26 protein-coding genes are annotated in these 24,475 nt (G+C 61.8%); 17 read left to right on the top strand and 9 right to left on the bottom strand.

Features of this window, described 5'->3' with window-relative positions; genetic code table 11:
* The first annotated feature begins 7 nt into the window (after positions 1–7).
* From urtD to aidB, 17 genes are all read left to right on the top strand, one after another.
* Entirely contained in the window at positions 8–769 is a 762-nt protein-coding gene (gene urtD / locus ACQZ60_RS11910) for an urea ABC transporter ATP-binding protein UrtD (RefSeq protein ID WP_080850989.1), read from the top strand.
* A gap of 196 nt (positions 770–965) precedes the next feature.
* Entirely contained in the window at positions 966–1,661 is a 696-nt protein-coding gene (gene urtE, locus ACQZ60_RS11905; RefSeq protein WP_031233384.1) for an urea ABC transporter ATP-binding subunit UrtE, read from the top strand.
* 255 nt (positions 1,662–1,916) lie between these two features.
* Positions 1,917–3,170, top strand: coding sequence for an alpha/beta hydrolase family esterase (locus ACQZ60_RS11900; protein WP_448735287.1), 1,254 nt, complete (start codon positions 1,917–1,919; stop codon positions 3,168–3,170).
* On the top strand, positions 3,077–3,928 hold the full coding sequence (locus ACQZ60_RS11895; protein ID WP_269832724.1) for an urease accessory protein UreD: 852 nt from the start codon (positions 3,077–3,079) through the stop codon (positions 3,926–3,928). The genes ACQZ60_RS11900 and ACQZ60_RS11895 overlap by 94 nt, the downstream gene beginning before the upstream one ends.
* 105 nt (positions 3,929–4,033) lie before the next feature.
* Positions 4,034–4,336, top strand: coding sequence for an urease subunit gamma (locus ACQZ60_RS11890; RefSeq protein ID WP_031233386.1), 303 nt, complete (start codon positions 4,034–4,036; stop codon positions 4,334–4,336).
* A 10-nt stretch (positions 4,337–4,346) separates the two neighbouring features.
* Positions 4,347–4,604: a DUF1272 domain-containing protein gene (locus ACQZ60_RS11885; RefSeq protein WP_142779660.1), complete on the top strand. Its 258-nt coding sequence runs from the start codon at positions 4,347–4,349 to the stop codon at positions 4,602–4,604.
* Positions 4,605–4,622: 18 nt separating this feature from the next.
* Positions 4,623–4,928, top strand: coding sequence for an urease subunit beta (locus tag ACQZ60_RS11880; protein WP_059754488.1), 306 nt, complete (start codon positions 4,623–4,625; stop codon positions 4,926–4,928).
* A 1-nt stretch (position 4,929) separates the two neighbouring features.
* The gene (locus ACQZ60_RS11875) at positions 4,930–5,286 is read left to right on the top strand and encodes a GFA family protein (RefSeq protein WP_448735286.1); all 357 of its coding nucleotides are present in this window, start codon (positions 4,930–4,932) and stop codon (positions 5,284–5,286) included.
* Between the two features lie 9 nt (positions 5,287–5,295).
* Positions 5,296–5,712 (top strand): lysozyme inhibitor LprI family protein, encoded by a 417-nt coding sequence (locus tag ACQZ60_RS11870; RefSeq protein WP_448735285.1) that lies wholly within the window; start codon positions 5,296–5,298, stop codon positions 5,710–5,712.
* Between the two features lie 4 nt (positions 5,713–5,716).
* A complete protein-coding gene (locus tag ACQZ60_RS11865; RefSeq protein ID WP_448735284.1) occupies positions 5,717–6,361 on the top strand; it encodes a Urease operon accessory protein in 645 nt (214 codons plus the stop codon).
* A gap of 4 nt (positions 6,362–6,365) precedes the next feature.
* Entirely contained in the window at positions 6,366–8,075 is a 1,710-nt protein-coding gene (gene ureC, locus ACQZ60_RS11860; RefSeq protein WP_020808771.1) for an urease subunit alpha, read from the top strand.
* 9 nt (positions 8,076–8,084) lie between these two features.
* A complete protein-coding gene (locus tag ACQZ60_RS11855; RefSeq protein WP_448735283.1) occupies positions 8,085–8,774 on the top strand; it encodes a TIGR02117 family protein in 690 nt (229 codons plus the stop codon).
* 143 nt (positions 8,775–8,917) lie between these two features.
* The gene (locus tag ACQZ60_RS11850; protein WP_003520599.1) at positions 8,918–9,454 is read left to right on the top strand and encodes a peroxiredoxin; all 537 of its coding nucleotides are present in this window, start codon (positions 8,918–8,920) and stop codon (positions 9,452–9,454) included.
* A 308-nt stretch (positions 9,455–9,762) separates the two neighbouring features.
* On the top strand, positions 9,763–10,248 hold the full coding sequence (ureE, locus tag ACQZ60_RS11845) for an urease accessory protein UreE (RefSeq protein ID WP_003520598.1): 486 nt from the start codon (positions 9,763–9,765) through the stop codon (positions 10,246–10,248).
* A 3-nt stretch (positions 10,249–10,251) separates the two neighbouring features.
* Positions 10,252–10,923, top strand: a complete 672-nt coding sequence (locus tag ACQZ60_RS11840) for an urease accessory protein UreF (RefSeq protein ID WP_020808774.1) — start codon at positions 10,252–10,254, stop codon at positions 10,921–10,923.
* 89 nt (positions 10,924–11,012) lie between these two features.
* A complete protein-coding gene (gene ureG, locus ACQZ60_RS11835) occupies positions 11,013–11,624 on the top strand; it encodes an urease accessory protein UreG (protein ID WP_003520595.1) in 612 nt (203 codons plus the stop codon).
* A 3-nt stretch (positions 11,625–11,627) separates the two neighbouring features.
* Complete coding sequence (gene aidB / locus ACQZ60_RS11830) at positions 11,628–12,443, top strand: AidB family quorum-quenching N-acyl homoserine lactonase (RefSeq protein ID WP_448735282.1); 816 nt, start codon at positions 11,628–11,630, stop codon at positions 12,441–12,443.
* Positions 12,444–12,524: 81 nt separating this feature from the next.
* Here the strand turns inward: aidB and ACQZ60_RS11825 are convergent, their stop codons facing one another.
* The 9 genes from ACQZ60_RS11825 to hydA all read right to left on the bottom strand — a co-directional run bounded on the left by ACQZ60_RS11825 (position 12,525) and on the right by hydA (position 24,469).
* Positions 12,525–13,214 (bottom strand): Crp/Fnr family transcriptional regulator, encoded by a 690-nt coding sequence (locus ACQZ60_RS11825; protein ID WP_003520592.1) that lies wholly within the window; start codon positions 13,212–13,214, stop codon positions 12,525–12,527.
* A gap of 470 nt (positions 13,215–13,684) precedes the next feature.
* Positions 13,685–17,005, bottom strand: coding sequence for an efflux RND transporter permease subunit (locus ACQZ60_RS11820; protein ID WP_448735281.1), 3,321 nt, complete (start codon positions 17,003–17,005; stop codon positions 13,685–13,687).
* A gap of 13 nt (positions 17,006–17,018) precedes the next feature.
* Positions 17,019–18,212, bottom strand: a complete 1,194-nt coding sequence (locus ACQZ60_RS11815; protein ID WP_448735280.1) for an efflux RND transporter periplasmic adaptor subunit — start codon at positions 18,210–18,212, stop codon at positions 17,019–17,021.
* Positions 18,213–18,797: 585 nt separating this feature from the next.
* Entirely contained in the window at positions 18,798–19,790 is a 993-nt protein-coding gene (locus tag ACQZ60_RS11810) for an ABC transporter substrate-binding protein (RefSeq protein WP_080835737.1), read from the bottom strand.
* Positions 19,791–19,810: 20 nt separating this feature from the next.
* Complete coding sequence (locus tag ACQZ60_RS11805) at positions 19,811–20,683, bottom strand: ABC transporter permease (RefSeq protein WP_137003920.1); 873 nt, start codon at positions 20,681–20,683, stop codon at positions 19,811–19,813.
* The gene (locus ACQZ60_RS11800; protein WP_448735279.1) at positions 20,680–21,555 is read right to left on the bottom strand and encodes an ABC transporter permease; all 876 of its coding nucleotides are present in this window, start codon (positions 21,553–21,555) and stop codon (positions 20,680–20,682) included. The genes ACQZ60_RS11805 and ACQZ60_RS11800 overlap by 4 nt, the downstream gene beginning before the upstream one ends.
* Positions 21,556–21,780: 225 nt before the next feature.
* Positions 21,781–22,575 carry an ABC transporter ATP-binding protein gene (locus ACQZ60_RS11795; protein WP_003520586.1) on the bottom strand — a complete coding sequence of 265 codons (795 nt, stop codon included), beginning with the start codon at positions 22,573–22,575 and terminating at the stop codon, positions 21,781–21,783.
* A complete protein-coding gene (locus ACQZ60_RS11790) occupies positions 22,572–23,015 on the bottom strand; it encodes an NUDIX hydrolase (RefSeq protein ID WP_448735278.1) in 444 nt (147 codons plus the stop codon). The genes ACQZ60_RS11795 and ACQZ60_RS11790 overlap by 4 nt, the downstream gene beginning before the upstream one ends.
* Positions 23,012–24,469 carry a dihydropyrimidinase gene (gene hydA / locus ACQZ60_RS11785; protein ID WP_448735277.1) on the bottom strand — a complete coding sequence of 486 codons (1,458 nt, stop codon included), beginning with the start codon at positions 24,467–24,469 and terminating at the stop codon, positions 23,012–23,014. Before hydA ends, ACQZ60_RS11790 begins: the two co-directional genes overlap by 4 nt.
* Positions 24,470–24,475 lie beyond the last annotated feature (6 nt).

The raw sequence follows: 24,475 nt of genomic DNA, 5'->3' as shown, positions 1-24,475 counted from the left end.
GGCGGATATGAACACGGTTTCCGAAAACAGAACGAAAAGCCTGCTTTATCTCGATGGCGTCTCGGTGTCGTTCGATGGTTTCAGGGCGCTCAATTCCCTCTCCTTCGTGGTGGAACCGGGTGAGCTGCGCGCCATCATCGGCCCGAACGGTGCGGGCAAGACGACGATGATGGACATCATCACCGGCAAGACAAGGCCGGATACGGGCACGGTGCTGTTCGAAGACAGCATCGACCTCACCAAAAAGGACGAGGCGGATATCGCCCAGCTCGGCATAGGGCGAAAGTTCCAGAAGCCGACAGTGTTCGAAAGCCATACCGTCTGGGACAATCTGGAACTGGCGCTCAACCGCAAGCGCGGCGTTTTCGCGACGCTGTTTTACCGGCTGACGGAGGAAGACAAGGCCCGCATCGAGGAAATCCTCGCCACCGTGCGCCTCGGCCACCGCCGCGGCGATCTCGCCGCGAACCTCTCGCACGGCCAGAAACAATGGCTGGAAATCGGCATGCTCTTGGCGCAGGAGCCGAAGCTGCTGTTGGTGGATGAGCCGGTGGCCGGCATGACGGATGCGGAAACCGCCGAAACCGCCGTGCTTTTGAAGGAAATCGCCAAGACCCGTTCGGTTGTGGTGGTGGAACACGACATGGGTTTTATCCGCGAGCTGGGGGTGAAGGTGACGTGCCTTGCCGAAGGCTCGGTGCTGGCGGAGGGATCGATCGATTTTGTGTCGAACGATCCGAAGGTGATCGAGAATTATCTGGGGCGGTGATGGAAGCGTCTGTGTTCGCCATACCCCCCTCTGCCCTGCCGGGCATCTCCCCCTCAAGGGGGGAGATCAGATGCCGCACCCGCCCGTTCCATGGGCAGAGTTTTCGCCGCTTGCCGATCTCCCCCCTTGAGGGGGAGATGCCCGGCAGGGCAGAGGGGGGTAGCGCCTCCCACCAATGCGCCAATGGAGTTTCACCATGCTGAACGTCGACAACATCAACCTCCATTACGGCGCGGCGCAGGCCCTGCGCGGCGTTTCGCTGACGGCGGAGATGGGCAAGATCACCTGCGTCCTCGGCCGCAACGGGGTGGGCAAAAGCTCACTGCTGCGGGCCGTTACCGGCCAGCACGCCATCAGTGCCGGGACGATCAGCTTTGAAGGGGCGGCGCTGGATGGGCTGGCGCCTTACCACCGGGCCAAGCGCGGCGTCGGCTACGTCCCGCAGGGGCGGGAAATCTTTCCGCTGCTCAGCGTGCAGGAGAATCTCGAAAGCGGCTATGCGCCGCTGCCGCGTAAGGAACGGTTCATCCCGGACGATATTTTCAGCCTGTTTCCGGTGCTGCAATCCATGCTGGGAAGACGCGGCGGCGATCTTTCCGGCGGCCAGCAGCAGCAGCTCGCAATCGGTCGGGCGCTGGTGACGCGGCCGAAAATTCTCGTTCTCGACGAGCCCACCGAGGGCATTCAGCCGTCGATCATCAAGGATATCGGCCGGGCGATCAAATATCTGCGCGATTCCACCGGCATGGCGATCCTGCTGGTCGAGCAATATCTGGATTTCTGCCGCGAGCTTGCCGATTACGTTTACATCATGGACCGCGGCGAAATCGTGCATCAGGGGCTGGCCGAAACGCTGGATACGCCGGAGGCGCGGCGTCACCTGACAGTATAAATCGAGACTAAAACCCTTGCGCACCGATCACGGCGTGCAAACGGCCGATTAATATTTTGAAAGCCTATGCGTCTCGACATGGCTTTCATGCGTAATTTTAGCATTTCATTGAATAATTGCCTGTGATATTGGCAGCGCAAATGCTGCATGCGAGACACAGGAAAAGTCTATTCGCACGCCGTGACAGTTGATCCCTTACATTCCACGCGCGTCCGACGTATCGTCGGGAAAACCGTGCCCAATAAAGGCGTGTCAATGCATCAAGACTTTGCCATTGGCCGGGCCGCCCGGCTGTTCCGCTCCGCCCGCACCCTCTTTCTGGGTCTTGCGATGTGCGCGAGCGCCGGTGTCGCAGCGTCGGCATCGAGCTGCGGTCAGTTGCCCGGACCCGGCATGGAACCGGGCAGGCATGATTTTTCCATTCTCTCCAACGGAGAAAAACGCGACGGCGTCTATTTTGTTCCCTCGGCCTATGACGGAAAAAAGCCGCTGCCCGTGGTGTTCGATTTCCATGGCTCCAACAGCAATCCGCATGGCCAGCTGAACCGCAGCGGCTGGGACAAGCTGGCGGAACGTGACGGTCTGGTGGTCGTGGCGCTGGCCGGCAGCCTGAATGGCGAATTGCCGGGCACCCATGCCTGGAATGTTCCCGGTGTCACCAAGCGTCCGGGCGGGCTGGACGAGGTCGGCTTCATTCGCGATGCCATCACCATGGTGAAGGGCAAGTTCTGCGTGGATGAGGAGCGTTTTTACGGTTCCGGTTATTCCGGCGGCGGACGCATGCTGTCGCAATTCATCTGCAATGGCAGCGCCGATTTCACCGCTGCCGGTTTCGTCGCCTCGCTGCGCGCGGGTTATCCGCTGGAGACCGAGGGCAAATGGGCACCGGATGCGGCAAGCTGCACGCCGGCGCGGCCGATGTCGATCATCGCCTTTGCCGGGCTGAAGGATCCCGCCAACCCCTATCAGGGCGGCGGCAAATCCTACTGGCAATATGGCGGCGAGACGGCGCTGAAGCGCTGGGCCGAGATGGACGGCTGCAAGGGCGCTGCCAAAAGCAAGGTGGGCGAAAGTTTCACCGTCAATTCCTATGATGTCTGCAAGGCCGGCGCACGCATTCAGTCCTATGTCATCAACGACTGGGACCATGCCTGGCCGCGCGCCACCATGAAGGCGGAAGTGCTGGCCGCAAGCGCTGTCGTCACCCGCAAGCCGGGCGGCGAACAGACGCCGAAGGCGGAACCGGCCGTGGAGCGCAAGATGCCCACAGGCGAAGTGACGCGCACGGTTGATGCGGCCGAAAGAATGTGGGATTTCTTCCGCAATACGGAAGGGCAGCTGGTCGTGGATGCCGTCGTCAAGAAGGATTGCGGCGCAAAGGCCTCATCCGCTTCCGCAACCGCTTCGGAGACCGCGTGCAGCCAGAACAGCAAGCCATCGGCCCTTCCGGTCGCCAAGACGCTCAACCTGTCCGGCAGCAGCGCGCCCGTGGCAGAGGACGCATTGTAACCAAAGCGGTTGAAGGGCGCAGCCGGCTGGAGGAACTGTTCCAGGAAGGCTGCGCCAAAATCCGCCTGCCGGAAACCTTTTCGAACGAAGCCGAAGCCATTCTCATCAATTCCTCCGGCGGTCTGACCGGCGGAGACGAACTCGAATGGCAGGCGGTTGCCGGTGCCGGCACCTCGCTGGTGGTGACCACGCAGGCCTGCGAGAAGGTCTACAAGGCATCCTCCGGCACAGCCACCGTTACCGCCCGCGTTTCCGCCGGGCCGGGCGCCAGATTGCACTGGCTGCCGCAGGAAACCATCCTTTTCGACCGGGCGTCGCTGACCCGCCGGTTGGAAGCCGATCTCGACCAGTCTTCCGAATTCATCGCCGTCGAAGCTGTATTGCTCGGCCGCCAGGCCATGGGCGAGGCGATGGCGCACGGTCTTTTCCGCGACCGCTGGCGCATTCGCCACGGGGGTAAGCTGGTTCATGCCGAAGAGCTTCTGCTGGAAGGCGAGGTAGCGGCACTGACCGCGAAACCGGCGGTTCTGGCCGGTCAGGTCGCCTTTGCGACGCTGCTTTATATCGGGCCGCTGGCCGAGGCGCTTCTGCCTAAAATCCGGGCTATTGCCGGGGAAAGCGGCGGCGCCAGCGAATGGCAGGGCAAGCTTGTTGTGCGCGTCTCTGCCGCCGATGGTTTCTCCTTGAGAAAATTGCTTTTTCCGATCATTTCGCTCTTGCGAAACGGCGCGCCAGTGCCGAAAGTCTGGAATCTGTAAACCCTTCGGATCGTCGGCAACCGGCGGCCTTCGGGGTCTGTCAACATGTCGGATCTGCTTGCCGCAACCATGCTTGCGGAACAGGTTCCAAGCTGCGGGACGACGATGAACCTTAGCCCAAGAGAAAAAGACAAGCTGCTGATTTCCATGGCCGCCATGGTGGCGCGCCGCCGGCTGGAACGCGGCGTGAAGCTGAACTATCCCGAGGCGATTGCGCTGATTACCGATTTCGTGGTCGAAGGCGCCCGCGACGGCCGTGCCGTGGCCGAGCTGATGGAAGCCGGCGCGCATGTCATTTCCCGCCATCAGGTGATGGAAGGTGTGGCCGAGATGATCCATGATGTGCAGGTGGAAGCGACGTTTCCCGATGGCACCAAGCTGGTGACCGTTCACGAACCGATACGGTGAGGGGGCGAATATGGCGCTGGAGCTTCGGCCCAATTGCGAATGCTGCGACCGCGATCTTGCTCCCGACAGCCGGGATGCGATGATCTGCTCGTTCGAATGCACCTTCTGCGTCGATTGCGTGACGGATGTGCTTCACGGCGCCTGCCCGAATTGCGGCGGTGAGCTGGTTCGCAGGCCCGTTCGCCCGGCGGCGAAACTCGTCAATAATCCCGCGTCGACACGGCGCGTCCTGAAGGCCGAAGGCTGCACGGCGGCCAACGCTGCCTGAGACAAAAGGGGAAATACCATGAAACCCGGTGAAATCATTACCGCAGAGGGCAGCATCGAACTCAATGCCGGCCAGCCGACCGTGACCATCGAAGTCGCCAATTCGGGCGACCGGCCGGTGCAGGTGGGCAGCCACTATCATTTCTTCGAGACCAATGCGGGTCTCCTGTTCGACCGCGACAAGGCACGCGGCATGCGTCTCGATATTCCCGCCGGCACGGCGGTTCGTTTCGAACCGGGCCAGAAACGGGAGGTGACGCTGGTGCCGCTTTCCGGCAAGCGCGAGGTTTACGGTTTCCGTCAACAGGTCATGGGGAGGTTATGAAATGGCGACGGCGCATTATCATGGAAGCTGCCAGTGCGGCGATGTGAGCTTCGAGGTCGATGCCGATCTCGACCATACCGTCATCTGCAATTGTTCGCGCTGCAAGCGTCTCGGCTCCACGCTGGCCTTTGCGCCGCGTGAGAAATTCACGCTGCTTTCCGGCGAGGACAAGCTGGCGGAATATCTCTTCAACAAACACAGGATCCATCATCTTTTCTGCTCCACCTGCGGCATCGAGAGCTTTGCTTATGCCGACGGGCCGGATGGCACGCCGATGGTGGCGGTCAATGCCAATTGTCTCGATGGTGTCGATCCCCGGGCGCTGAAGCCGCAGGCTTTCGATGGCGCGGCGGCCTGAGCGATGGAGATGAGCCGAAAAAACGTCCTTCTGGCGGCCGTGCTTCTCTGCGCGACCGCCGGCCTGTCCATGCCGGCCGTTGCGCAAGGCGAGCCGGATTGCAAAGCCCCGCAGACGCAGGCGGACATGACCATCTGCGCCGGCAAGGATTACGAAAAGGCCGACAAGCAGTTGAACGTCGAATATCAGAAGCTGCGCAAGCTGCTCACCGAGCGCGACAAGACGGCGGATGCAGACGGCAAGGGTGCGACCGACGCGCTGGTGACTGCCCAGCGCGCCTGGGTGGCGTTTCGTGACGCCAATTGCGCGCTTTCAGGCTTTCAGGCGCGCGGCGGCTCGATGGAGCCGATGCTGATTTCCTCCTGCCTTGCCGAAATGAGCGGCAAGCGGGCGGAAGAGCTGCGTCAGTTGTCGGAAGGTTTCTGAACGCATGGGGCGGCGCATCACGATCGTTGGAAACGGGGAACTGCCGCCGGGTGCTGCTGATTTCATCGATTGTTCCGATATCGTCATCCGCTTCAATGATTGCCGGTCGCTGGGACCGGGCGGCACGCGCACCGATGTGGTGGCGGTGTGCAATACCGGGCGGCCTGGCCGCGAAATGGCGGAAGGGACAGACTGGCGCGAGAGCGACGGCGTGCGGCAGGCCTCCGCCATCTGGTCGGTACGCGATCCCGCAAAATTTTCCGAAATGGAACCGGATATCCGCGCACGCTGGCCGGCACTGACCGATTTCTGCGCCGACTATACCGCCGGTTTTGCCGCCATCGCACGAGAAGCCGGCAAGGGGCACATCGTCATTCCGCGCGGTGTGCATGAAAGGCTCGATGCCGCGCTCGAGGCCTATGCGCCCGCGCCCTATGTCTGCCCCAGCACCGGCCTTTTCGCCATCGCCCATGTTCTTGAGAGCGTGAGCGACGATGGCGACGAGGTGGCGATTGCCGGTTTCGGCCATCAGGGCTGGAGTGGCCATCCATTTACCGCCGAACAACAGCTGGTCGAAGCCCTTGCGGGCGAGGGCCGGCTGACACGAATTTCTCCCACATCGATTTTCTCCGCGTCCGAAGGAGCCTGAGCCTATGCCTTACAAGATTTCCCGCGCCGCCTATGCCGGCATGTTCGGCCCGACCGTTGGCGACAAGGTGCGTCTTGCCGATACCGAACTCTTTATCGAGATCGAGAAGGACCACACGATCTATGGCGAGGAAGTGAAATTCGGCGGCGGCAAGGTCATTCGCGACGGCATGGGCCAGAGCCAGGCGACGCGGGCCGAAGGCGCGGTCGATACCGTCATCACCAATGTGGTGATCGTCGACCATAGCGGCATCTACAAGGCGGATGTGGGCCTGAAGAACGGCCGCATCCACGCCATCGGCAAGGCGGGCAACCCCGATACGCAGCCGGGCGTGACGATTATCGTCGGCCCCTCGACGGAGGCGATTGCCGGCGAAGGCAGGATACTGACGGCCGGCGGCATGGATGCGCATATCCATTACATCTGCCCGCAGCAGATCGAAGAAGCGCTGATGAGCGGCATCACCTGCATGCTGGGCGGCGGCTCCGGCCCGGCGCATGGCACGCTCGCCACCACCTGCACCGGCGCCTGGCACATCGAGCGGATGATCGAGAGCTTCGATGCCTTCCCGATGAATCTCGGGCTGGCGGGCAAGGGCAATGCCTCGCTGCCGGCACCGCTGGAGGAAATGATCCTTGCCGGCGCGTCGTCGCTGAAGCTGCATGAGGACTGGGGCACGACGCCGGCCGCCATCGACAATTGCCTGACGGTCGCCGATCAATACGATGTGCAGGTGATGATCCACACCGATACGCTGAACGAAAGCGGTTTCGTGGAAGATACGGTCGCCGCCATCAAGGGCCGCACCATCCATGCCTTCCACACCGAAGGGGCGGGCGGCGGGCATGCGCCGGATATCATCAAGGTCTGCGGCAATCCCAACGTCATTCCGTCTTCCACCAACCCGACACGGCCCTATACCGTCAACACGCTCGCCGAACATCTCGACATGCTGATGGTGTGCCACCACTTGTCGCCGTCCATCCCTGAAGATATCGCCTTCGCCGAAAGCCGCATCCGCAAGGAAACCATCGCGGCGGAGGATATTCTGCATGATATCGGCGCGTTTTCGATCATCTCTTCCGACAGCCAGGCCATGGGCCGCGTCGGCGAAGTGGCGATCCGCACCTGGCAGACGGCCGACAAGATGAAGCGCCAGCGCGGCCGCCTGAAGGAAGAGACCGGCGAAAACGACAATTTCCGTGTCCGCCGCTATATCGCCAAATATACGATCAACCCCGCCATCGCCCAGGGTGTCAGCCACGAGATCGGCTCCATCGAAGTCGGCAAGCGCGCCGATCTGGTGTTGTGGAACCCGGCCTTTTTCGGGGTGAAGCCGGAGATGGTGCTGCTCGGCGGCTCGATTGCCGCTGCCCCGATGGGCGATCCGAACGCCTCCATTCCCACGCCGCAGCCGATGCACTACCGGCCGATGTTCGCCGCCTATGGCAAGCTGCGCACCAATTCCTCGGTCACTTTCGTGTCGCAGGCGTCGCTGGATGCGGGCCTTGCCCAGCGCCTCGGCGTTGCCAAGAAGCTGCTGCCGGTGAAGAATGTGCGCGGCGGCATCTCCAAGGCGTCGATGATCCACAATTCGCTCACCCCACATATCGAGGTCGATCCGGAAACCTACGAAGTGCGCGCCGATGGCGAGCTTTTGACCTGCGAACCGGCAACGGTGCTGCCGATGGCGCAGCGTTATTTCCTGTTCTGACGGCATTTCGTGTTGAGAATTCTTACTAGGTGGATCGGCGGCGGCATGCTGCTGATCCTCCTGTTGCTTCTGCTCGGCACTATCGTGCCGCGCCCGTTTTTCGCCGGGGATGTGAGCGGCGGCGCGGCGGGTCGCGAAATCCTGCTGTTATCCAACCCGATTCACACCGATATCGCCCTACCGGTTGACGACGATCTGCGGCGGGACTTTTCCGAATTGCAGGAGGGCGGCATTGCCGTCAACCATCCGGCGGCGGCCTATCTGGTGGTCGGCTGGGGCGGCCGGTCGTTTTATACCGAGACACCCACCTGGGCCGATCTGAAACCCATGCCGGTCCTGCGTTCGCTGACGCTCGACCGGTCGGTGATGCATGTGGATGTGACGGGGGATTTTGCCGCCGATCTTGCCGGGGTAAAGCGCCTTCGCGTTTCCGAAGCGGGTTATCGGCGCCTCGTGGCCGCCATTCGCGCAAGCTTCCTGCGGGACGATGGCGGGGGCGGGCCCGGGGGCAAGGTGCGGTTGATACCCGGCGTTTCCTATGGTCTGACCGATGCGTTTTTCGAGGCGAATGGCCGGTTCAACGCCCTTGTCGGCTGCAACACATGGTCGGCCGCCATGTTGCGAGAGGCCGGCATTCGCACCGGCTGGTGGACACCGTTGCCGCCATTTCTGCGCTGGTCGGTGGCGCTGCATAATTGATCCTCGCAAGCTGCGGTTTTCCTCCGGCAAAGCCTATTTTTATGCTGCACCGCAGCGCGTCTTGCGCTATGGAAACGGCAAAAGAATTCCGCGCGGATCGATCCCAAGCGATCCTCGTAAAACGCCAGAACAGGAGACAAGACATGCTCGGCAAAAAAGTGCCCGCCGTAACCTTCCGCACGCGCGTTCGCGATGAGGCCGTCGGCGGCCCCAATCCGTTCCGTTGGCAGGACATGACCTCCGACGATTATTTCAAGGGCAAGAAGGTCGTTCTGTTTTCGCTGCCCGGCGCCTTCACGCCGACCTGCTCGACCTACCAGCTGCCCGATTTCGAAAAGCTGGCGGGCGAGTTCCGCGCGCTCGGCGTCGACGACATCTATTGCCTGTCGGTCAACGATGCTTTCGTCATGAATGCCTGGGCAAAGGGCCAGAACCTCGAAAACGTCAAGGTCATTCCGGATGGTTCGGGTGAGTTCACCCGCAAGATGGGCATGCTGGTCGCCAAGGACAATCTCGGTTTCGGCATGCGTTCCTGGCGTTACGCCGCCGTCGTCAACGATGGCGTCGTCGAGCAGTGGTTCGAGGAAGAGGGCTATTCGGACAATTGCGAATCCGACCCCTATGGCGTTTCCGCGCCGCAGAACATTCTGGAAAACCTGAAGGCACGCGCTGCGGCCTGATTTTGGTTTTGCGATTTTACGAAGGCCCGGCCGCAATGCCGGGCTTTTTCGTTTTCTGGGACGTGCTTGTCTTTCGCGGTGCCGCCTTATCCGCACACCGTCATCTCGGACTACTCTCACGGCGCAGACGCGCCGTGGCTGGATGCCGGATCCAGTCCGGCATGACGGAGGAGAAGTTGCCGGACGCCTCAAGTCTTTACGCCGGCAATGCCGGCCTTTTTCATACCTTGCATTCATTCACCTTGAAATCACCCCGCCTATCCGGCAAAAATCAGACCCCCAAGACTGTTTCTGAAACGGATCATCCCATGCTGCGCGTCACCTCCTATCATCCGGCCGGAACTCCCGCCGACGAAGCTTCCGGCTATGTCACCCTGGCGCATGACCAGCGGCATCTGCGCCGCAAGCTGCTGCATTTGCAAAATGACGAGATGGTGATGCTGGACCTGAAGGAAGCCGTGCTGTTTGCCCATGGCGATCTTCTGGTGGTGGAGAACGGCGACTTGATAGAGGTCCGCGCGGCGGATGAAAAGCTGTTCGAAATCAAGGCGAAGGACCGTCTTCACCTGATCGAACTTGCCTGGCATCTGGGCAACCGCCACCTTTCCGCGCAGATCGAGGAGGAACGCATTCTCATCCTGCGCGACCACGTCATCCGCGCCATGCTGGAAGGTCTGGGCGCCACCGTGCGTGAGGTGGAAGAGCCATTCCAGCCGGCGCGCGGCGCTTACCACGCCCATGGCGGCCATTCCCATGGTCATGACCACGGGCATCACCATCACGATCACGGCTGAGCCGTGAGTGAAGATCGCGGCGTCGCCGCGCTGCTGCGGCTGATGGCCTGGATGTCGCCGGCTTTTCCCGTCGGTGGTTTTTCCTATTCCGGCGGGCTTGAAAAGGCGGTGGAGGATCGGCGCGTCGGCGATGCGGCGGCCCTGCGCGACTGGCTCGAAACGCTGCTGCGCCACGGCAGCCTGTGGAACGATGCGGTGTTTCTGGCGCATGCCTGGCGCAGCGCCGGGGATGCGGCCGTCTTGAGCGAAACCACCGATCTGGCGCGGGCGCTGGCCGGTTCGGCGGAGCGATACCGCGAGACGGTGCTTCTGGGCGATGCTTTCGTTGCCGCCGCCGGGGCATGGCCGCATGCGGTTCTGGACCTCTTGCCGAAAGACGTTCCCTATCCCATCGCCGTCGGCGCGGTCGCCGCCGGCCATGCGGTGCCGCTCAGGGAAACGATTGCCGCCTTTTTGCATGGCGGCGCTTCGCAGATCGTTTCAGCGGGCATCCGCCTCGGGGTCGCGGGACAGAAGGATGGCGTTACCATTCTGGCCGCAAGCGAGGCGATCATCGCGGCGATGGCGGCGCGGGCGATGCAATCCACGCTCGACGATCTCGGCAGCGCGACGATCATCGCCGATACGGCAGCCATGCGCCATGAAACGCAGGGCACCCGGCTTTTCCGGTCATGAAAGGGCGGCACGGTCCTTGCATATATTGAAGCGTCCCGTTGAGGGACTATGGTGAAACAAGACCAAAGCATATCGAAGGGAACAGAGTGATGAAATCGGGTAATGGGCCGCTGCGCGTCGGCATTGGCGGGCCGGTCGGTTCTGGCAAGACGGCGCTGACGGAGAAGCTCTGCAAGGCGATGAGCGCGGATTATTCGGTCGCGGTCGTCACCAACGATATCTACACCAAGGAAGATGCCGAGGCGCTGGTGCGCATGCAGGCGCTGCCGTCCGAGCGTATCGTCGGGGTCGAGACGGGCGGTTGCCCGCATACCGCCATTCGTGAGGATGCGACGATCAATCTGCAGGCGATTGCCGGGCTCAATGCGCGCTTTCCCGATCTCGACGTGGTCTTCATCGAATCCGGCGGCGACAATCTCGCGGCGACCTTTTCGCCCGATCTGGCCGATATCACCATCTATGTCATCTCCGTCTGCCAGGGTGAGGAAATTCCGCGCAAGGGCGGGCCGGGCATCACCCGCTCGGACCTGCTGGTCATCAACAAGAAGGACCTTGCACCCTATGTCGGCGCTGACCTCACCGTCATGGACAGCGACGCGACCCGCATGCGCAACGCCATGCCCTTCGTCTTCACCGATATGAAACGCGGCGACGGCGTGGATCGCATCGTCGGTTTCCTGAAAGAGCAGGGCGGTCTCTGAAATATGGCTATCTCCCGCCGTTTCGGCGCTTACGAGGTTTCCCGTTTTGTCGACGGTGTCTACAAGGCGCCGGTCGGCCATCTCATTCACCGTCAGGGTGCCGAAGCGCTGGCTGCGGTCCTTGCCGGCCATCAGGGCGAAACGGTGGACATGGACGTCAACTGTTTCGCGCTGTCCGGGCCTGACGGCATCTGGCTGATCGATGCCGGTTGCGGCACAGCCTGGGGTGCGGCCTATGGCCATGCCCGCGCGGCGATGATTGCCGCCGGGATTCAGCCGGCCGATGTGAGGCGTGTCATCCTCACCCATATTCATGGCGACCATGCGCTTGGCCTCATCGACGGCGACCAGCCTTATTTTCCCAATACCGACATATGGGTTCCCGAGGCCGATCTCGGCTTTTTCAGCAGCGCGGAGGCGCGCAAGAGCCTGCCGCCAGCCCGGCAGGGCGGTTTCGACCTTGCCGCGCGGCTGCTCGACATTTGCGGCCCGATGCTGCGGCCGATCCCCATGGGCGCGGTCGCCGAGGGTATCGAGGCCGTCGCCATGCCCGGCCATACACCGGGGCATACCGGTTATCTGATCGGCAATGGCGATGAGCGGCTGTTATTATGGGGCGATGTGCTGCATGTCAGCGCGTTGCAGGTGAAAGATCCCGGCGTCGGCTTCGTCTACGATATCGATTCCGCGCTTGCTTATGAAACACGCCTCAAGGCGCTGGCCGAGGCCGCCGACCATGGCTGGCTGGTTTCCGGCGGTCATCTCGGCGGATTTTTCCGTGTCGAGCGGCAGGGCGACAGCTTCCGCTTCGTGCCGTAACCGGACTGATTTTCCGATTTCGGACATGCAGAAGGGCGGAATGCCTGATGGCATCCCGCCCTTCATCCTCTCCCGGTATTTTCAGATCTGCTTCAGTGCGGCGACGTCATTGACCTGCACGATGCGTCCGCGCACGGTAACGCCAGCCTTTTTCAGTGCCGAAAAGGCGCGCGACAGCGCTTCCGGCGCGAGGCCGAGCTTGCCGGCGAGCAGGCTTTTCTGGAAGGGCAGCCGGAGCGAAAAGGATGTCGCGTCGCGCGGGCCCTGATTGATGAGGTAATGGGCGACACGCTGCGGCGCGGTCTGCAGCCGGTCATTGGCAATGCAGTCCATGGTGGCCAGCAGGCTGTTGGACAGGCAGCGCATGACGGCCTTGGCGATGGCCGGCTCCTGATCGATCAGGCTGCGGATTCTCGCAAGTTCGAACCGCGCCACGGTGCAGCTTTCCGCCGCCTGCGCGCTGTAACGATAGGTATCGCTGCCGAAAATCAGGCATTCATTGAAGGTATCGCCGGGACCGCTGACGCGCACATCCGCCTCGCGCCCATGCCGGTCCAGCCGGTAAAGCCTGATATAACCCGACAGCACGCAGTAAAAATGCTGCGCCGCTTCGCCTTCCTTGAAGAGCACATGGCGGGCGTTCACATTGGTGATGGTCGCCGCCTCCATCAGCTTCAACGCCGCCGCATCATCCGCTATCCCGATCAAGGGTGCACGCAGCAGAATGTTCCTGTCCCTGTTGCTCAGCTTCACGGTCTTGTTCACGTCCATCCGGCTCCCGCTCATACCTTTTGCCGGGCTGTCCGAAGCGATACGAAACCGGGGATGTTCGTGTTCCCGCACGCCTATCTGAAAAGAGCTCATCGCATTATCCTTCGACCGGCAATTCCCGATGCGAGGGAGATTAGCAGTTCACCTGGAAAGCGAATTGATTTCGATCAAACAGGATTGCAGTCGTTACGGGGAGGAAATGACTGGGCCATTCGTGCTTCAAAGCACGGTGGAGCAGATGGAGCGGGCGAGTGCCACATATTTCTTCTCCCCGAGGGGGAGAAGGTCGCGGCAGCGGGATGAGGGGGCGAGGGTTGAGATGTTCGGAGAAGGTGCCCCCTCATCCGACCCTTCGGGCCACCTTCTCCCCCTCGGGGAGAAGAAAGAAGCGGCGACGTTTTGCCCTTTAAACACCCCAAAAGAAAACGCCGGGCACAGGGCCCGGCGTCTCAATCGTTATTCTGCAAGCTTCACTCCGCAGCAAGCGGCGGCAGCCGCAATATGTTGCTGCCCTTGTCCGCGGCCTTGTCGCCGGTGCCCTTTTCCATGCTGGCGACGCGCGCCTCCAGCGAGGAGAGCGCCAGGCTGTTTTCGCGGGCGATCTCCGAGAGTTTCTCGTTGGAGAGGGCCTCTTCCTCCTCTTCCTTCTTGCCGACGAAGCGGCCGAAGAGGTGGGCGAGCAGGCGCGACAGGTCGTCCATGATGAGGAAGAAGGCCGGCACCACGATGAGCGACAGCACCGTGGAGACGATGATGCCGCCGATCACCGCAATCGCCATCGGCGCGCGGAACGAACCGCCTTCGCCGACGCCGAGTGCGGAGGGCAACATGCCCGCCGACATGGCGATGGAGGTCATGATGATCGGGCGGGCGCGCTTGCGGCCGGCCTCCACCATGGCATGCACCCGTTCCATGCCATGGCGGCGCATTTCGATGGCGAAGTCCACGAGCAGGATGGCGTTCTTCGTCACGATGCCCATCAGCATCAGGATGCCGATGAGAACGGGCATGGACAGCGCGTTCTGCGTGATGATGAGCGCGACCGCCACGCCGCCGATGGCAAGCGGCAGCGAGAACAGGATGGTGAAGGGCTGGATGACATCCTTGAACAGCAGGATGAGCACCACCAGCACCAGCATCAGACCGAGCAGCATGGCGTTGACGAAGCCCTGCTGCATTTCGCCCTGCACCTTGGCGTCGCCGCTTTCGGCAAGGCGAACGCTTGCCGGCAGATCGGTTTCCGAAACGATGCGCTTGAATTCGGCCGTGGAGGTGTCGAGCGCGGTGCCGAAGGGAACGTCGGAGCCGATGGAGACGACGCGGTTGCGGTCGTTGCGCTTTATCGAGCTTGGACCTTCCGAATAGTCGATATCGGCAACGCTATAGAGCGGCACCAGCGAACCGGAGGCGGTCTTGATCTTCAGCGCGCGGATGGTGGCGAGATCGCGGCGGGTATCGAGCGAGGCCTGCACGCGGATCGGAATCTGCCGGTCATCCAGCGAAATCTTCGTCAGCTGCGCATCGATATCGCCGATGGTGGCGACACGCACGGTCTGCGAAATCTGCTGCGGCGTGATGCCGAGACGGGCGATTTCATCCTTGCGCGGGCGGATCTGCAGTTCGGGGCGGGGCAATGCACCTTCCGAGCTGACATTGGCAAGGATGGGCGAGGCGCGCAGGCGGCTTTCGAGAATACCGACGGCATCGTTCAGATCCTTCTCGTTCGTCGAGAGGAAGTTGAAGGAGAGCTCGCGTTCCGCGCGGTCGTTCAGCTTGATGATGCGGACATCCGGAATGCCGCGCACCTGTGCGAAAATATCCCGTTCCACATCCCATTGCGGACGTGTGCGACCCTTTTCCTCCACCTTCGGAAGATATTGGCCGATGAGCGGAATGGAGCCCAGCCCCTTGTTGACCAGCACCTTCAGCAACGAATGGTCGATTTTCTGGAGGATGACGTTGACGGTGGCGCGGCGAAGTTCCAGATCGCCCTTCGGCGAAGCGCCGCCGAGGATGAAGACGCTTTCGACGCCGTTGATGTCACGCAGGGCATGATAAATCTGCGTCGTCGTGCGGTCGGTTTCGTCGAGCGTCGCATTGGGCGGCAGTTCCACCGAAAGCGTCACGCGTGAGGCGTCGTCCGGCGGCAGGAAGCTGCCCGGAACGCCGGCGAGCAGAATGACGGAAGCGACGAGGAAGCCGATGGCGCCGAGCATTGTCAGATATCGCGCCCACCATTTGCGGGTGGTGGCGGTCACCATGCGCGTATAGGCCTTCATCAACCGGCTGTCATTGTCCTGGTGATCGTCCATCGCATCTTCAGCGCGCATCAGATAGGCCGCCATCAAGGGTGTGATGAGACGGGCCACGGCGAGCGAGAAGAACACCGAGAAGGCGACGGTGAGGCCGAACTGAATGAAGTACTGGCCGGGAATACCGGGCATGAACGACACCGGCACGAAGACCGCGATGATGGTGAAGCTGGTGGCGATGACGGCAAGGCCGATTTCATCGGCCGCTTCCAGCGCCGCCCGATAGGGCGTCTTGCCCATCTTGATATGGCGGGCGATGTTCTCGATTTCCACGATGGCGTCGTCCACGAGAATACCCGTGGCGAGCGTCAAGGCCAGAAAGCTGACGAGGTTGAGCGAGAAGCCCATGATATCCATGATCCAGAAGGTCGGGATCGCGGAAAGCGGCAGCGCCACGGCGGCAATCAGGGTTGCGCGCCAGTTGCGCAGGAAGAGCAGGACGACGATGACGGCGAGGATCGCGCCTTCGATCAGCGTATCAAGTGCGGCCTTGTAGTTGCCATAGGTGAAATAGACGGCGTCATCGACCATTTCGATCGACACATCCGGATGATTCTTGCGCACCTCATCGAGGCTTGCCGCCACGGTTTCGGCGACCGAGACCTCGCTCGCGCCCTTGGAGCGGAACACCGCGAAGGTGACGGCGGGGTTGCCGTTGAAGCGCGAGAAGGATTTCTGTTCCTGATAGGTGTCGGTGACCGTGCCGAGCTCGGAGAGCTTGACGAAGCGGCCGTTGGAAAGCGCAATCGTGGTGTTGGCGAGCTGGCTCACATCGCGCGTGTCGCCGAGCGTGCGGATGGTCTGCTCGTTGCCGCCGACCTGGCCGCGGCCGGAACCGAGATCGATATTGGTGCCGCGCAGCTGGCTGTTCACCTCGGTTGCGGTGATGCCATAGGCGTCGAGCTTTTCGGGGCTCAGTGACACGCGAACTTCGCGGTCCGCACCGCCGTAGCGGTCAACCTTGCCGATGCCGGACTGGCCCTGGAGCGAACGCTTGATCGTGTCATCCACGAACCAGGACAGTTCTTCCAGCGTCATGTTGGGCGAAGAGACGGCAAAGGTCTGGATCGCCTGTCCCTCGACGTCGATCTTGCTGACGACGGGCACTTCGATATCGGCGGGCAGATCGCTGCGGATCTTGTCGATGGCGTCCTTGGTGTCCTGAACCGCCTCTTCCGTCGGCTTTTCGATGCGGAAGACAACTGTTGTCGTCGACTGTCCGTCGACCACGGTGGACTGGATTTCGTCGACGCCGCTGATGGCTGCGACGGCGTCCTCGATCTCCTTCGTCACCTGCATTTCCAGCTCAGACGGCGAAGCGCCGCTCTGGGTCACGGTAACGGCCACGACGGGAACGTCGATATTCGGAAAACGGGTGATGGGCAGGGTGTTGAACGCCTGCATGCCGAGGATCATCAAAAGCGCGAAGCCGAGCAGCGGCGCAATCGGGTTACGGATTGACCATGCGGAAAAGTTCATCTCATTCCCTCAGTCAGTTGGACGCAGCCGTCTGGGCTTCCACCGGTCTTATCCGGTCACCATCGCGCACGAATGCTCCAGCTTTCTCGACAACCTTGTCTCCAGCGGCAAGACCGCTGACAATCTCGATAAAACCGCCGTCTTCGATGCCGGTCTCGATCTTCACCTGCTTGACGACGTCGCCTTCCACCTTGCGGGTGGTCGAGCCTTCACGCCCGGAGGTGACGGCCGACAGCGGCAAAGCGAGCGCATTCGTCTCCTCGACGATGATCGCCGCGCTGGCATACATGCCGGAACGCGCCGGGCTGTCGGTCGGCAGAACCACATGCACGGAGCCGAGGCGCGTCGTCGGGTCGACGGTGGGTGAAACGAGGCGCACCTTGCCCTCTATTTTCTCAGCTCCGCCGGCAACCGTCAAATAGGCTTTCTGGCCTGCCTTGACCTTCTGGATATCGGTCTCGGAGAGATCGGCGACGAGTTCTATCGCGCCATCCTTGATGACGGTGAACAGCGGATTGCCCGCACCGCTGGCGATTGCGCCAACCTTGGCGTTCTTGGCGGATACGATGCCGGCGACCGGGGTTTTCACGCCGGTGCGCGTCAGCTTCAGATCGATATCGTCGATCTGCGCGTCGACGACCTTGATGTCGGCTTCGCCGGCGGAAACGGCCTGTTTGGCCGCATCGAGGCGGGCCTGCGCCACCTGAGCGGCCGCTTCGGTCTTTTCCGTCTCGGAGACGGAGCCGGAGCCGCTCTGGCCGAGCTTGGCGGCGCGGTCGCGCTGGCGAAGGGCGTCATTGAGATTGGCTTGCGCTTCCAGCACCTGCGCCTTCGACTGGGTGACGGAGGCTTCGGCCTTGGCCTGGTTGGCCTCAAGCTGGCTCTTTTGCAGCACGAGGCTGTCGGAGGAAAGCACGGCCAGAACCGCATTCGCTTCCACCCGGTCGCCGATATCGGCGTTCAGCGTGTCGATCGACAGGCCGTCGACCAGCGGCTGGACGTAGATCTCGTCCACGGGACGGATCGTGCCGGTGGCGATGATGCGGTCCACGAGATCGCGTTTTGCCGCATGGGCGACGATGATGGAAGGCAGGTTCTGCTGTTTGACCGGCGCCTGCGCCTCTCCCTCGGCGGCTGCGGAGAGGGGAAGCGCCGTTGCGGAAAGAAGAAGGAATACAAAGCGGTTAAACGTGACTTTATGCTGCATGTGTCTTGGCTCGCGCAATATCCGATCGCATGTCCTGCAGCCCCAGGGCTCATTTTTAAAAGGTCATGCGATAGCGAATGTGAAACAAGGGATCACAATACTTCCTTTTCGATCCTCCCGATTCAAACGCCCCTCAACGCGAATCTTAAGCACCTTTGCCCTGTGCTTATTTTACAAGATCAAATTTGGCAGTCTTGTGGGCGGGACTGTAATTCTTGTTGTCGTACAAATCAATCCGCATAGCCGCGATGGTTGATATACATTTTTGTATAGGTCGGGATATTGTAATTCGTCAAATGGGTTACCAATGGAGTGTCCGGCCGGCTGCATGTTCGCATTGTTCGTAAAGTTTCGCAAAATCTGTGCGTTTTGGCAAAACGTATCATCCGCATACCGTCACCCCGGACTAGATCCGGGGTCCAGCGCGATCAAGTCCTTGATCGCGAGAGACTCTTATAACGGCGCAGACACGCCGTGGCTGGATGCCGGATCTAGTCCGGCATGACGGAGGAGAGGTCTTAAATTTCTTTGTGAATCCAAACGCGCGGAAATACCGCGCGTTCGGTGATTTGGCGGTCGGTCCGGCTATTTCAGCGCCGCATCGGTGATTTCGGTGGTGAAGGCGCCGGAGGGCTCCTTGGTGATGACCGGGTCGGAACCGCCGCCCAGCAGCGTCTTGACCGTGCGGTCATAGTCCGCCTTGTCGAGTGCGCCCTTCGAGCCGGCGGTCAGTTTTGCCACTTCGCCCATCATGCGCTTCTGGTGTTTTTCGGTCTGGGCGCCGGAGGCGTCGTTTTCGAGAACGATATCGGCGGCGTCGTCAGGGTTTTCTTCCGCCCATTTCCAGCCCTTCATGGAAGCGCGGACGAATTTGACCATGTCTTCCTTGAACTTGGCGTCCTTCAGCTTGTCTTCCAGAACGTAAAGCCCGTCTTCCAGCGTCGCCACGCCTTCCGCCTCGTATTTGAAGGTGACGAGTTCCTCCGGCTTGATGCCGGCATCGATGACCTGCCAATATTCATTATAGGTCATGGTGGAAATGCAGGCGGCCTGTTTCTGCAGCAGCGGATCGACATTGAAGCCCTGTTTGAGAACAGTCACGCCGTCCGCCCCGCCGGTGGTCGGGATTTTCAGGTGCGCCATCCAGGACAGGAACGGATATTCATTGCCGAAGAACCAGACGCCCAGCGTCTTGCCCTTGAAATCCTCCGGCTTGGTGATGCCGGTTTCTTTCAGGCAGGTCAGCATCATGCCTGATGATTTGAACGGCTGGGCGATATTGACCAGCGGCACGCCTTTTTCGCGGGTGGCGAGTGCGGATGGCATCCAGTCGACGATGACGTCAGCGCCGCCGCCGGCCAGAACCTGTGCCGGCGCAATGTCCGGGCCGCCGGGCTTGATGTCGACATCGAGGCCTTCGGCTTCATAGAAACCCTTGTCCTTGGCGACGTAATATCCGGCGAACTGCGCCTGGGTGACCCATTTGAGTTGAAGGGTGATCTTGTCGGCGGCCTGCGCTCCGAATGCGGTCAGAAGTGACGCGCCGGCAAGAAGCATGGATGCAAGTTTCATTTTCATCGCTGTTCCCTTTTTCGTTATTACGTACGTCCCCCACGGACGGACGGATGCCAGAAAGTGACGGCCCGCTCCGCGAGCGCCACGAGACCATAAAAGCCGGAGCCGGCGAGCGCGGCGACCGCGATTTCGGCCCAGACCATATCGACATTGCTGCGGCCCATTTCCGCCGAGATGCGGAAACCCATGCCGACGATGGGCGTGCCGAAAAATTCCGCGACGATGGCGCCGATCAGCGCCAGCGTGGAATTGATCTTCAGCGCGTTGAAGATGAAGGGCCAGGCGGCGGGCAGGCGCAGTTTCACCAATGTCTGCCACCAGCCGGCGGCATAGGTGCGCATCAGGTCGCGTTCCATGTGGCTGGAAGCGGCAAGCCCCTGCACCGTGTTCACCAGCATGGGGAAGAAGGTCATGATGACGACGACGGCGACTTTCGACTGCCAGTCGAAGCCGAACCACATGACCATGATCGGTGCTACGCCGACGACCGGCAGAGCCGAGACGAAATTGCCGATGGGCAGCAGCCCGCGCTGGAGGAAAGGCGAGCGGTCGATGAGGATGGCGACGGCAAAGCCGAGGCCGCAGCCGAGCACATAACCCGTCAGTACCGATTTGATGAAGGTCTGGCGGAAATCGGCCCAGAGGATCGGCAGGGAGCCGGCGAGCCGTGCGAGGATGGCGCTTGGGGCCGGCAGCAGGATGGGCGGCACGGAAAAACCGCGCACCACGCCTTCCCAGAGCGCGAGGATCGCCAGCCCGAAGAGGAGCGGCACGGCGATGCGGCCGATACGTTTTGCCGCTGGCGTGGAGACGTGGCGGCGCACCAGCCATTCGTTGAAGGCCCAGGCGGCAAGCCAGAACAGGATCGCGCCGAAAAACCAGCCGGGATGGGTCATGGCCGGGCTCCCATTCTCTTGAGGACGGCGGCATGGGCGATGCCGATGATGGATACGAGAAGGGCAGCCACACCGGCGGCCATGAACAGCGCCGCCCATATCTGCACCGTCTGGCCGTAATAGGAGCCGGAAAGCAGGCGCGCGCCGAGCCCGGCAACAGCGCCCGTCGGCAATTCACCGACGATGGCGCCGACCAGCGCAATGGCAACGGCGATCTTCAGCGAGGTGAAGAGATAGGGCAGCGCTGCGGGCCAGCGCAGCTTCCAGAATATCTGGCCGGGCGAGGCGTTATAGGTGTGCATCAGGTCGAGCTGGATCGTCTCTGGGCTTCTGAGACCCTTCACCATGCCGACGACGATGGGGAAGAAGGAAAGATAGGTGGAGATCAGCGCCTTCGGCAGCAGCCCGGAAATGCCGATGGAATTCAGGACGACGATGATCATTGGCGCGACGGCGAGGATGGGTATGGTCTGGCTGGCGATGATCCACGGCATGACGGAGCGGTCCATGGCGCGGTTATGCACGATGGCGACGGCAAGCAGGATGCCGAGTACCGCACCGATGGCGAAACCGAGCAGGGTGGCCGAGAGCGTGACGCCGGCGTGATAGATGAGGCTGCGTTTGGAGGTGATGGCCTTCTTGACCGTGGTGTCCCACAGTTCGGCGGCAATCTGGTGCGGGGCGGGGAGAACCGGGCGCTCCTGGGCGAAGGTTTGCGGCAGGAGTTCGAAGAAGCCCGGCGTCTGCCCGGCGCGGATGGCCTGGTCGCGGGCGAAGGGCATGTTGAGGTAGACGACCGCAAGGTGCCAGAGGATGAGGATGGCGAGGAGGACGGTGAGGATGGGGAGGATGCGGTGGCGGAGGAGGGTCATGGGTTTTTGCTCCGTCGCTCACTGCGAGGGTGCGGCTTACCCCCCTCTGCCCTGCCGGGCATCTCCCCCTCAAGGGGGGAGATCAGCAGGAGGCTCGCTCGCCGTTTTGCCCTCAAGCCTCGAGATGGGCGATACCTCGCCGCAGGTCGATCTCCCCCCTTGTGGGGGAGATGCCCGGCAGGGCAGAGGGGGGTAACGCTTGCCGCAACGGCGTCTTTTCCAGCCTCACCCCTCATAGCTATGCCCCGCCTTCAACCCCTCACGCACCCGATGCGCAATCGCCAGAAATTCCGGCGTCTCGCGAATCTCGAGCGGCCTTTCCCGTGGAAGGGTGGATGTGATCACATCCGTCACCCGGCCTGGCCGGGGCGACATGACGACGATCTTGGTCGAAAGATACACCGCTTCGGGAATGGAATGGGTGACGAAGCAGATGGTCTTGCCGGTCGTATCCCAGAGTTTCAGAAGCTGTTCGTTGAGGTGATCGCGAACGATCTCGTCCAGCGCGCCGAAGGGCTCGTCCATCAACAGCAGGTCGGCATCGAAGGCGAGCGCGCGGGCGATGGAGGCGCGCTGCTGCATGCCGCCGGAAAGCTGCCATGGATATTTCTTGCCGAAACCGTTGAGGTTGACGAGATCGAGCGTGCGCTCGATGCGCTCGCGCTGCTCGGCCTTGGTATAGCCCATGATTTCGAGCGGTAGCGCAATGTTCTTTTCGATGCTGCGCCATGGATAAAGGGCGGCGGCCTGAAAAACGTAACCGTAGGAGCGGTCCCGGCGGGCGTTTTCCGGCGTCGTGCCGTTGACGGTGATATCGCCCGACGTGTGTTTTTCAAGATCGGCGATGACCCGTAGAAAGGTGGTCTTGCCGCAGCCGGAAGGGCCGATGAAGGAGACGAAATCGCCCTTGCCGACCTCCAGATCGACATTGGAGAGTGCGTGCACCGGGCCATCGCCCGTTTCGAAGGTGAGGCCGAGATTTCTGGCGGAAACGACGGAATAGGGGGAGGCCTGGTTCATCTGGGCTTGGTTTCGCTTTCCGTCAGGGCCGCGCGCGCCAGCGGCAGCATTTGGGTTTCCGTGAGCCTTGCGATCGTTATGCCGGGGTGGCGGTCGAGATCGAGCCAGCGCACTTCCTCTATTTCCGCCTGCGGGGCGACCTCTGTCTGAAGTCTGGCGATGAATGTATGGGCGACGACGTCGGCCCCCGTCTCATTGGCGGCCTCCTCGCGAAAGACGCCTTCATAACGGGCGGCATTTTCGGGCAGCGTCAGGCCGATTTCCTCGGCAAGTTCGCGGTGAAGCGCCTGTTCCGGCGTTTCGCCCGGATCGATCTTGCCGCCCGGCTGCATGAATTGCGTGGTGCCGCGCTTGCGCACGACAAGCATCTGCCGCCGCTCATTGATGAGAACGGCTGCGGCGATGACGATTTCGCGTTTCGGCCCGGCGCTCACGGTCATACACCCGATGCCGGGATGCCGCTGCGCTCCACCTTGCGCGGCGCGACGAGTTCCTTCCAGGTGGAAAGCGCCCGGCTGACGGCGGGATAGGGATCGCGGGCGATGAACTGGCCGTGGCCTGGCTGCGTTTCGATGGTGGCCTCCTCGATGCTGACGAGACCGCGCGACAGGGTGTAGCGCGGCAGGCCTTTGACCTTCTGGCCTTCGAACACGTTGTAATCGATGGCCGATTGCTGGCTCGCCGCGCTGATGGTCTTTTCTAGCGCCGGATCCCAGACGACGATATCGGCATCGCTGCCGACGAGGATCGCGCCCTTTCTGGGATAGATGTTGAGAATCTTGGCGATGTTGGTGGAGGTGACGGCGACGAATTCGTTCATCGTCAGCCGGCCGGTCGCCACGCCATGGGTCCAGAGCAGCGGCATGCGATCTTCCAGCCCGCCGGTGCCGTTCGGAATCCTGCGGAAATCGCCAAGGCCGAAACGTTTCTGCTCGGTGGTGAAGGCGCAATGGTCGGTCGCCACACATTGCAGCGAGCCGGAAGCGAGACCCGCCCAGAGGCTGTCCTGATGCTGCCGGTTGCGGAAGGGCGGCGACATCACCCGGCGGGCGGCATGATCCCAGTCGGCATTGGCATATTCGCTTTCGTCGAGGATCAGATGCTGGATCAGCGGTTCGCCATAGACCCGCATGCCGTTTTGCCGGGCGCGGCGGATCGCTTCATGCGCCTGTTCGCAGGAGGTGTGGACGACGTAAAGCGGGGCGCCCGCCATATCGGCGATGATGATGGCGCGGTTGGTGGCCTCGCCTTCCACCGAGGGCGGGCGGGAGTAGGCATGCGCCTCCGGCCCGACATTGCCTTCCGCCATCAGTTTTTCCTGCATCTGCGCGACGATATCGCCGTTTTCCGCATGCACGAAGGGAATGGCGCCCAGTTCGGCGCAGCGCGAGAAGGAGGCGAACATCTCGTCGTCATTCACCATCAAAGCGCCCTTATAGGCCATGAAGTGCTTGAAGGAGTTGATGCCTTTTTCCCGCACCACCGTCTTCATCTCGTTGAAGACTTGCTCGCCCCACCAGGTGACGGCCATGTGGAAGGAATAATCGCAATTGGCCCGCGTCGCCTTGTTGTCCCATCTTTGCAGGGCATCGAGAAGCGACTGGCCGGGCTCCGGCAGGCAGAAATCCACCACCATAGTGGTGCCGCCGGCAAGCGCCGCGCGCGTGCCGCTCTCGAAGTCATCGGCGGAATAGGTGCCCATGAAGGGCATTTCCAGATGCACATGCGGATCGATACCGCCGGGCATGACGTAACATCCGGTGGCGTCGAGTACCGTGCCGCCCGTCAGATCGGGCCCGATCTCAGTGATCCTGCCGCCTTCGATCTTCACATCGGCCTTGTAGGTGAGGTCGGCGGTGACGATGGTGCCGTTTTTGACGAGTGTGCTCTTCATAGGCCC

The sequence above is a fragment of the Agrobacterium sp. 22-223-1 genome, assembly GCF_053522385.1.
This window is presented reverse-complemented; position numbering and strand designations above follow the sequence as displayed.

What these genes read in the sequence shown, in the direction of transcription:
- urtD (WP_080850989.1), top strand. Translation starts at nt 8, where the DNA reads ATGAACACGGTTTCCGAAAACAGAACGAAAAGCCTGCTTTATCTCGAT.
- urtE (WP_031233384.1), top strand. Translation starts at nt 966, where the DNA reads ATGCTGAACGTCGACAACATCAACCTCCATTACGGCGCGGCGCAGGCC.
- ACQZ60_RS11900 (WP_448735287.1), top strand. Translation starts at nt 1,917, where the DNA reads ATGCATCAAGACTTTGCCATTGGCCGGGCCGCCCGGCTGTTCCGCTCC.
- ACQZ60_RS11890 (WP_031233386.1), top strand. Translation starts at nt 4,034, where the DNA reads ATGAACCTTAGCCCAAGAGAAAAAGACAAGCTGCTGATTTCCATGGCC.
- ACQZ60_RS11885 (WP_142779660.1), top strand. Translation starts at nt 4,347, where the DNA reads ATGGCGCTGGAGCTTCGGCCCAATTGCGAATGCTGCGACCGCGATCTT.
- ACQZ60_RS11880 (WP_059754488.1), top strand. Translation starts at nt 4,623, where the DNA reads ATGAAACCCGGTGAAATCATTACCGCAGAGGGCAGCATCGAACTCAAT.
- ACQZ60_RS11875 (WP_448735286.1), top strand. Translation starts at nt 4,930, where the DNA reads ATGGCGACGGCGCATTATCATGGAAGCTGCCAGTGCGGCGATGTGAGC.
- ACQZ60_RS11870 (WP_448735285.1), top strand. Translation starts at nt 5,296, where the DNA reads ATGAGCCGAAAAAACGTCCTTCTGGCGGCCGTGCTTCTCTGCGCGACC.
- ACQZ60_RS11865 (WP_448735284.1), top strand. Translation starts at nt 5,717, where the DNA reads ATGGGGCGGCGCATCACGATCGTTGGAAACGGGGAACTGCCGCCGGGT.
- ureC (WP_020808771.1), top strand. Translation starts at nt 6,366, where the DNA reads ATGCCTTACAAGATTTCCCGCGCCGCCTATGCCGGCATGTTCGGCCCG.
- ACQZ60_RS11850 (WP_003520599.1), top strand. Translation starts at nt 8,918, where the DNA reads ATGCTCGGCAAAAAAGTGCCCGCCGTAACCTTCCGCACGCGCGTTCGC.
- ureE (WP_003520598.1), top strand. Translation starts at nt 9,763, where the DNA reads ATGCTGCGCGTCACCTCCTATCATCCGGCCGGAACTCCCGCCGACGAA.
- ureG (WP_003520595.1), top strand. Translation starts at nt 11,013, where the DNA reads ATGAAATCGGGTAATGGGCCGCTGCGCGTCGGCATTGGCGGGCCGGTC.
- aidB (WP_448735282.1), top strand. Translation starts at nt 11,628, where the DNA reads ATGGCTATCTCCCGCCGTTTCGGCGCTTACGAGGTTTCCCGTTTTGTC.
- ACQZ60_RS11825 (WP_003520592.1), bottom strand. Translation starts at nt 13,214, where the DNA reads ATGGACGTGAACAAGACCGTGAAGCTGAGCAACAGGGACAGGAACATT.
- ACQZ60_RS11820 (WP_448735281.1), bottom strand. Translation starts at nt 17,005, where the DNA reads ATGAACTTTTCCGCATGGTCAATCCGTAACCCGATTGCGCCGCTGCTC.
- ACQZ60_RS11815 (WP_448735280.1), bottom strand. Translation starts at nt 18,212, where the DNA reads ATGCAGCATAAAGTCACGTTTAACCGCTTTGTATTCCTTCTTCTTTCC.
- ACQZ60_RS11810 (WP_080835737.1), bottom strand. Translation starts at nt 19,790, where the DNA reads ATGAAAATGAAACTTGCATCCATGCTTCTTGCCGGCGCGTCACTTCTG.
- ACQZ60_RS11805 (WP_137003920.1), bottom strand. Translation starts at nt 20,683, where the DNA reads ATGACCCATCCCGGCTGGTTTTTCGGCGCGATCCTGTTCTGGCTTGCC.
- ACQZ60_RS11800 (WP_448735279.1), bottom strand. Translation starts at nt 21,555, where the DNA reads ATGACCCTCCTCCGCCACCGCATCCTCCCCATCCTCACCGTCCTCCTC.
- ACQZ60_RS11795 (WP_003520586.1), bottom strand. Translation starts at nt 22,575, where the DNA reads ATGAACCAGGCCTCCCCCTATTCCGTCGTTTCCGCCAGAAATCTCGGC.
- ACQZ60_RS11790 (WP_448735278.1), bottom strand. Translation starts at nt 23,015, where the DNA reads ATGACCGTGAGCGCCGGGCCGAAACGCGAAATCGTCATCGCCGCAGCC.
- hydA (WP_448735277.1), bottom strand. Translation starts at nt 24,469, where the DNA reads ATGAAGAGCACACTCGTCAAAAACGGCACCATCGTCACCGCCGACCTC.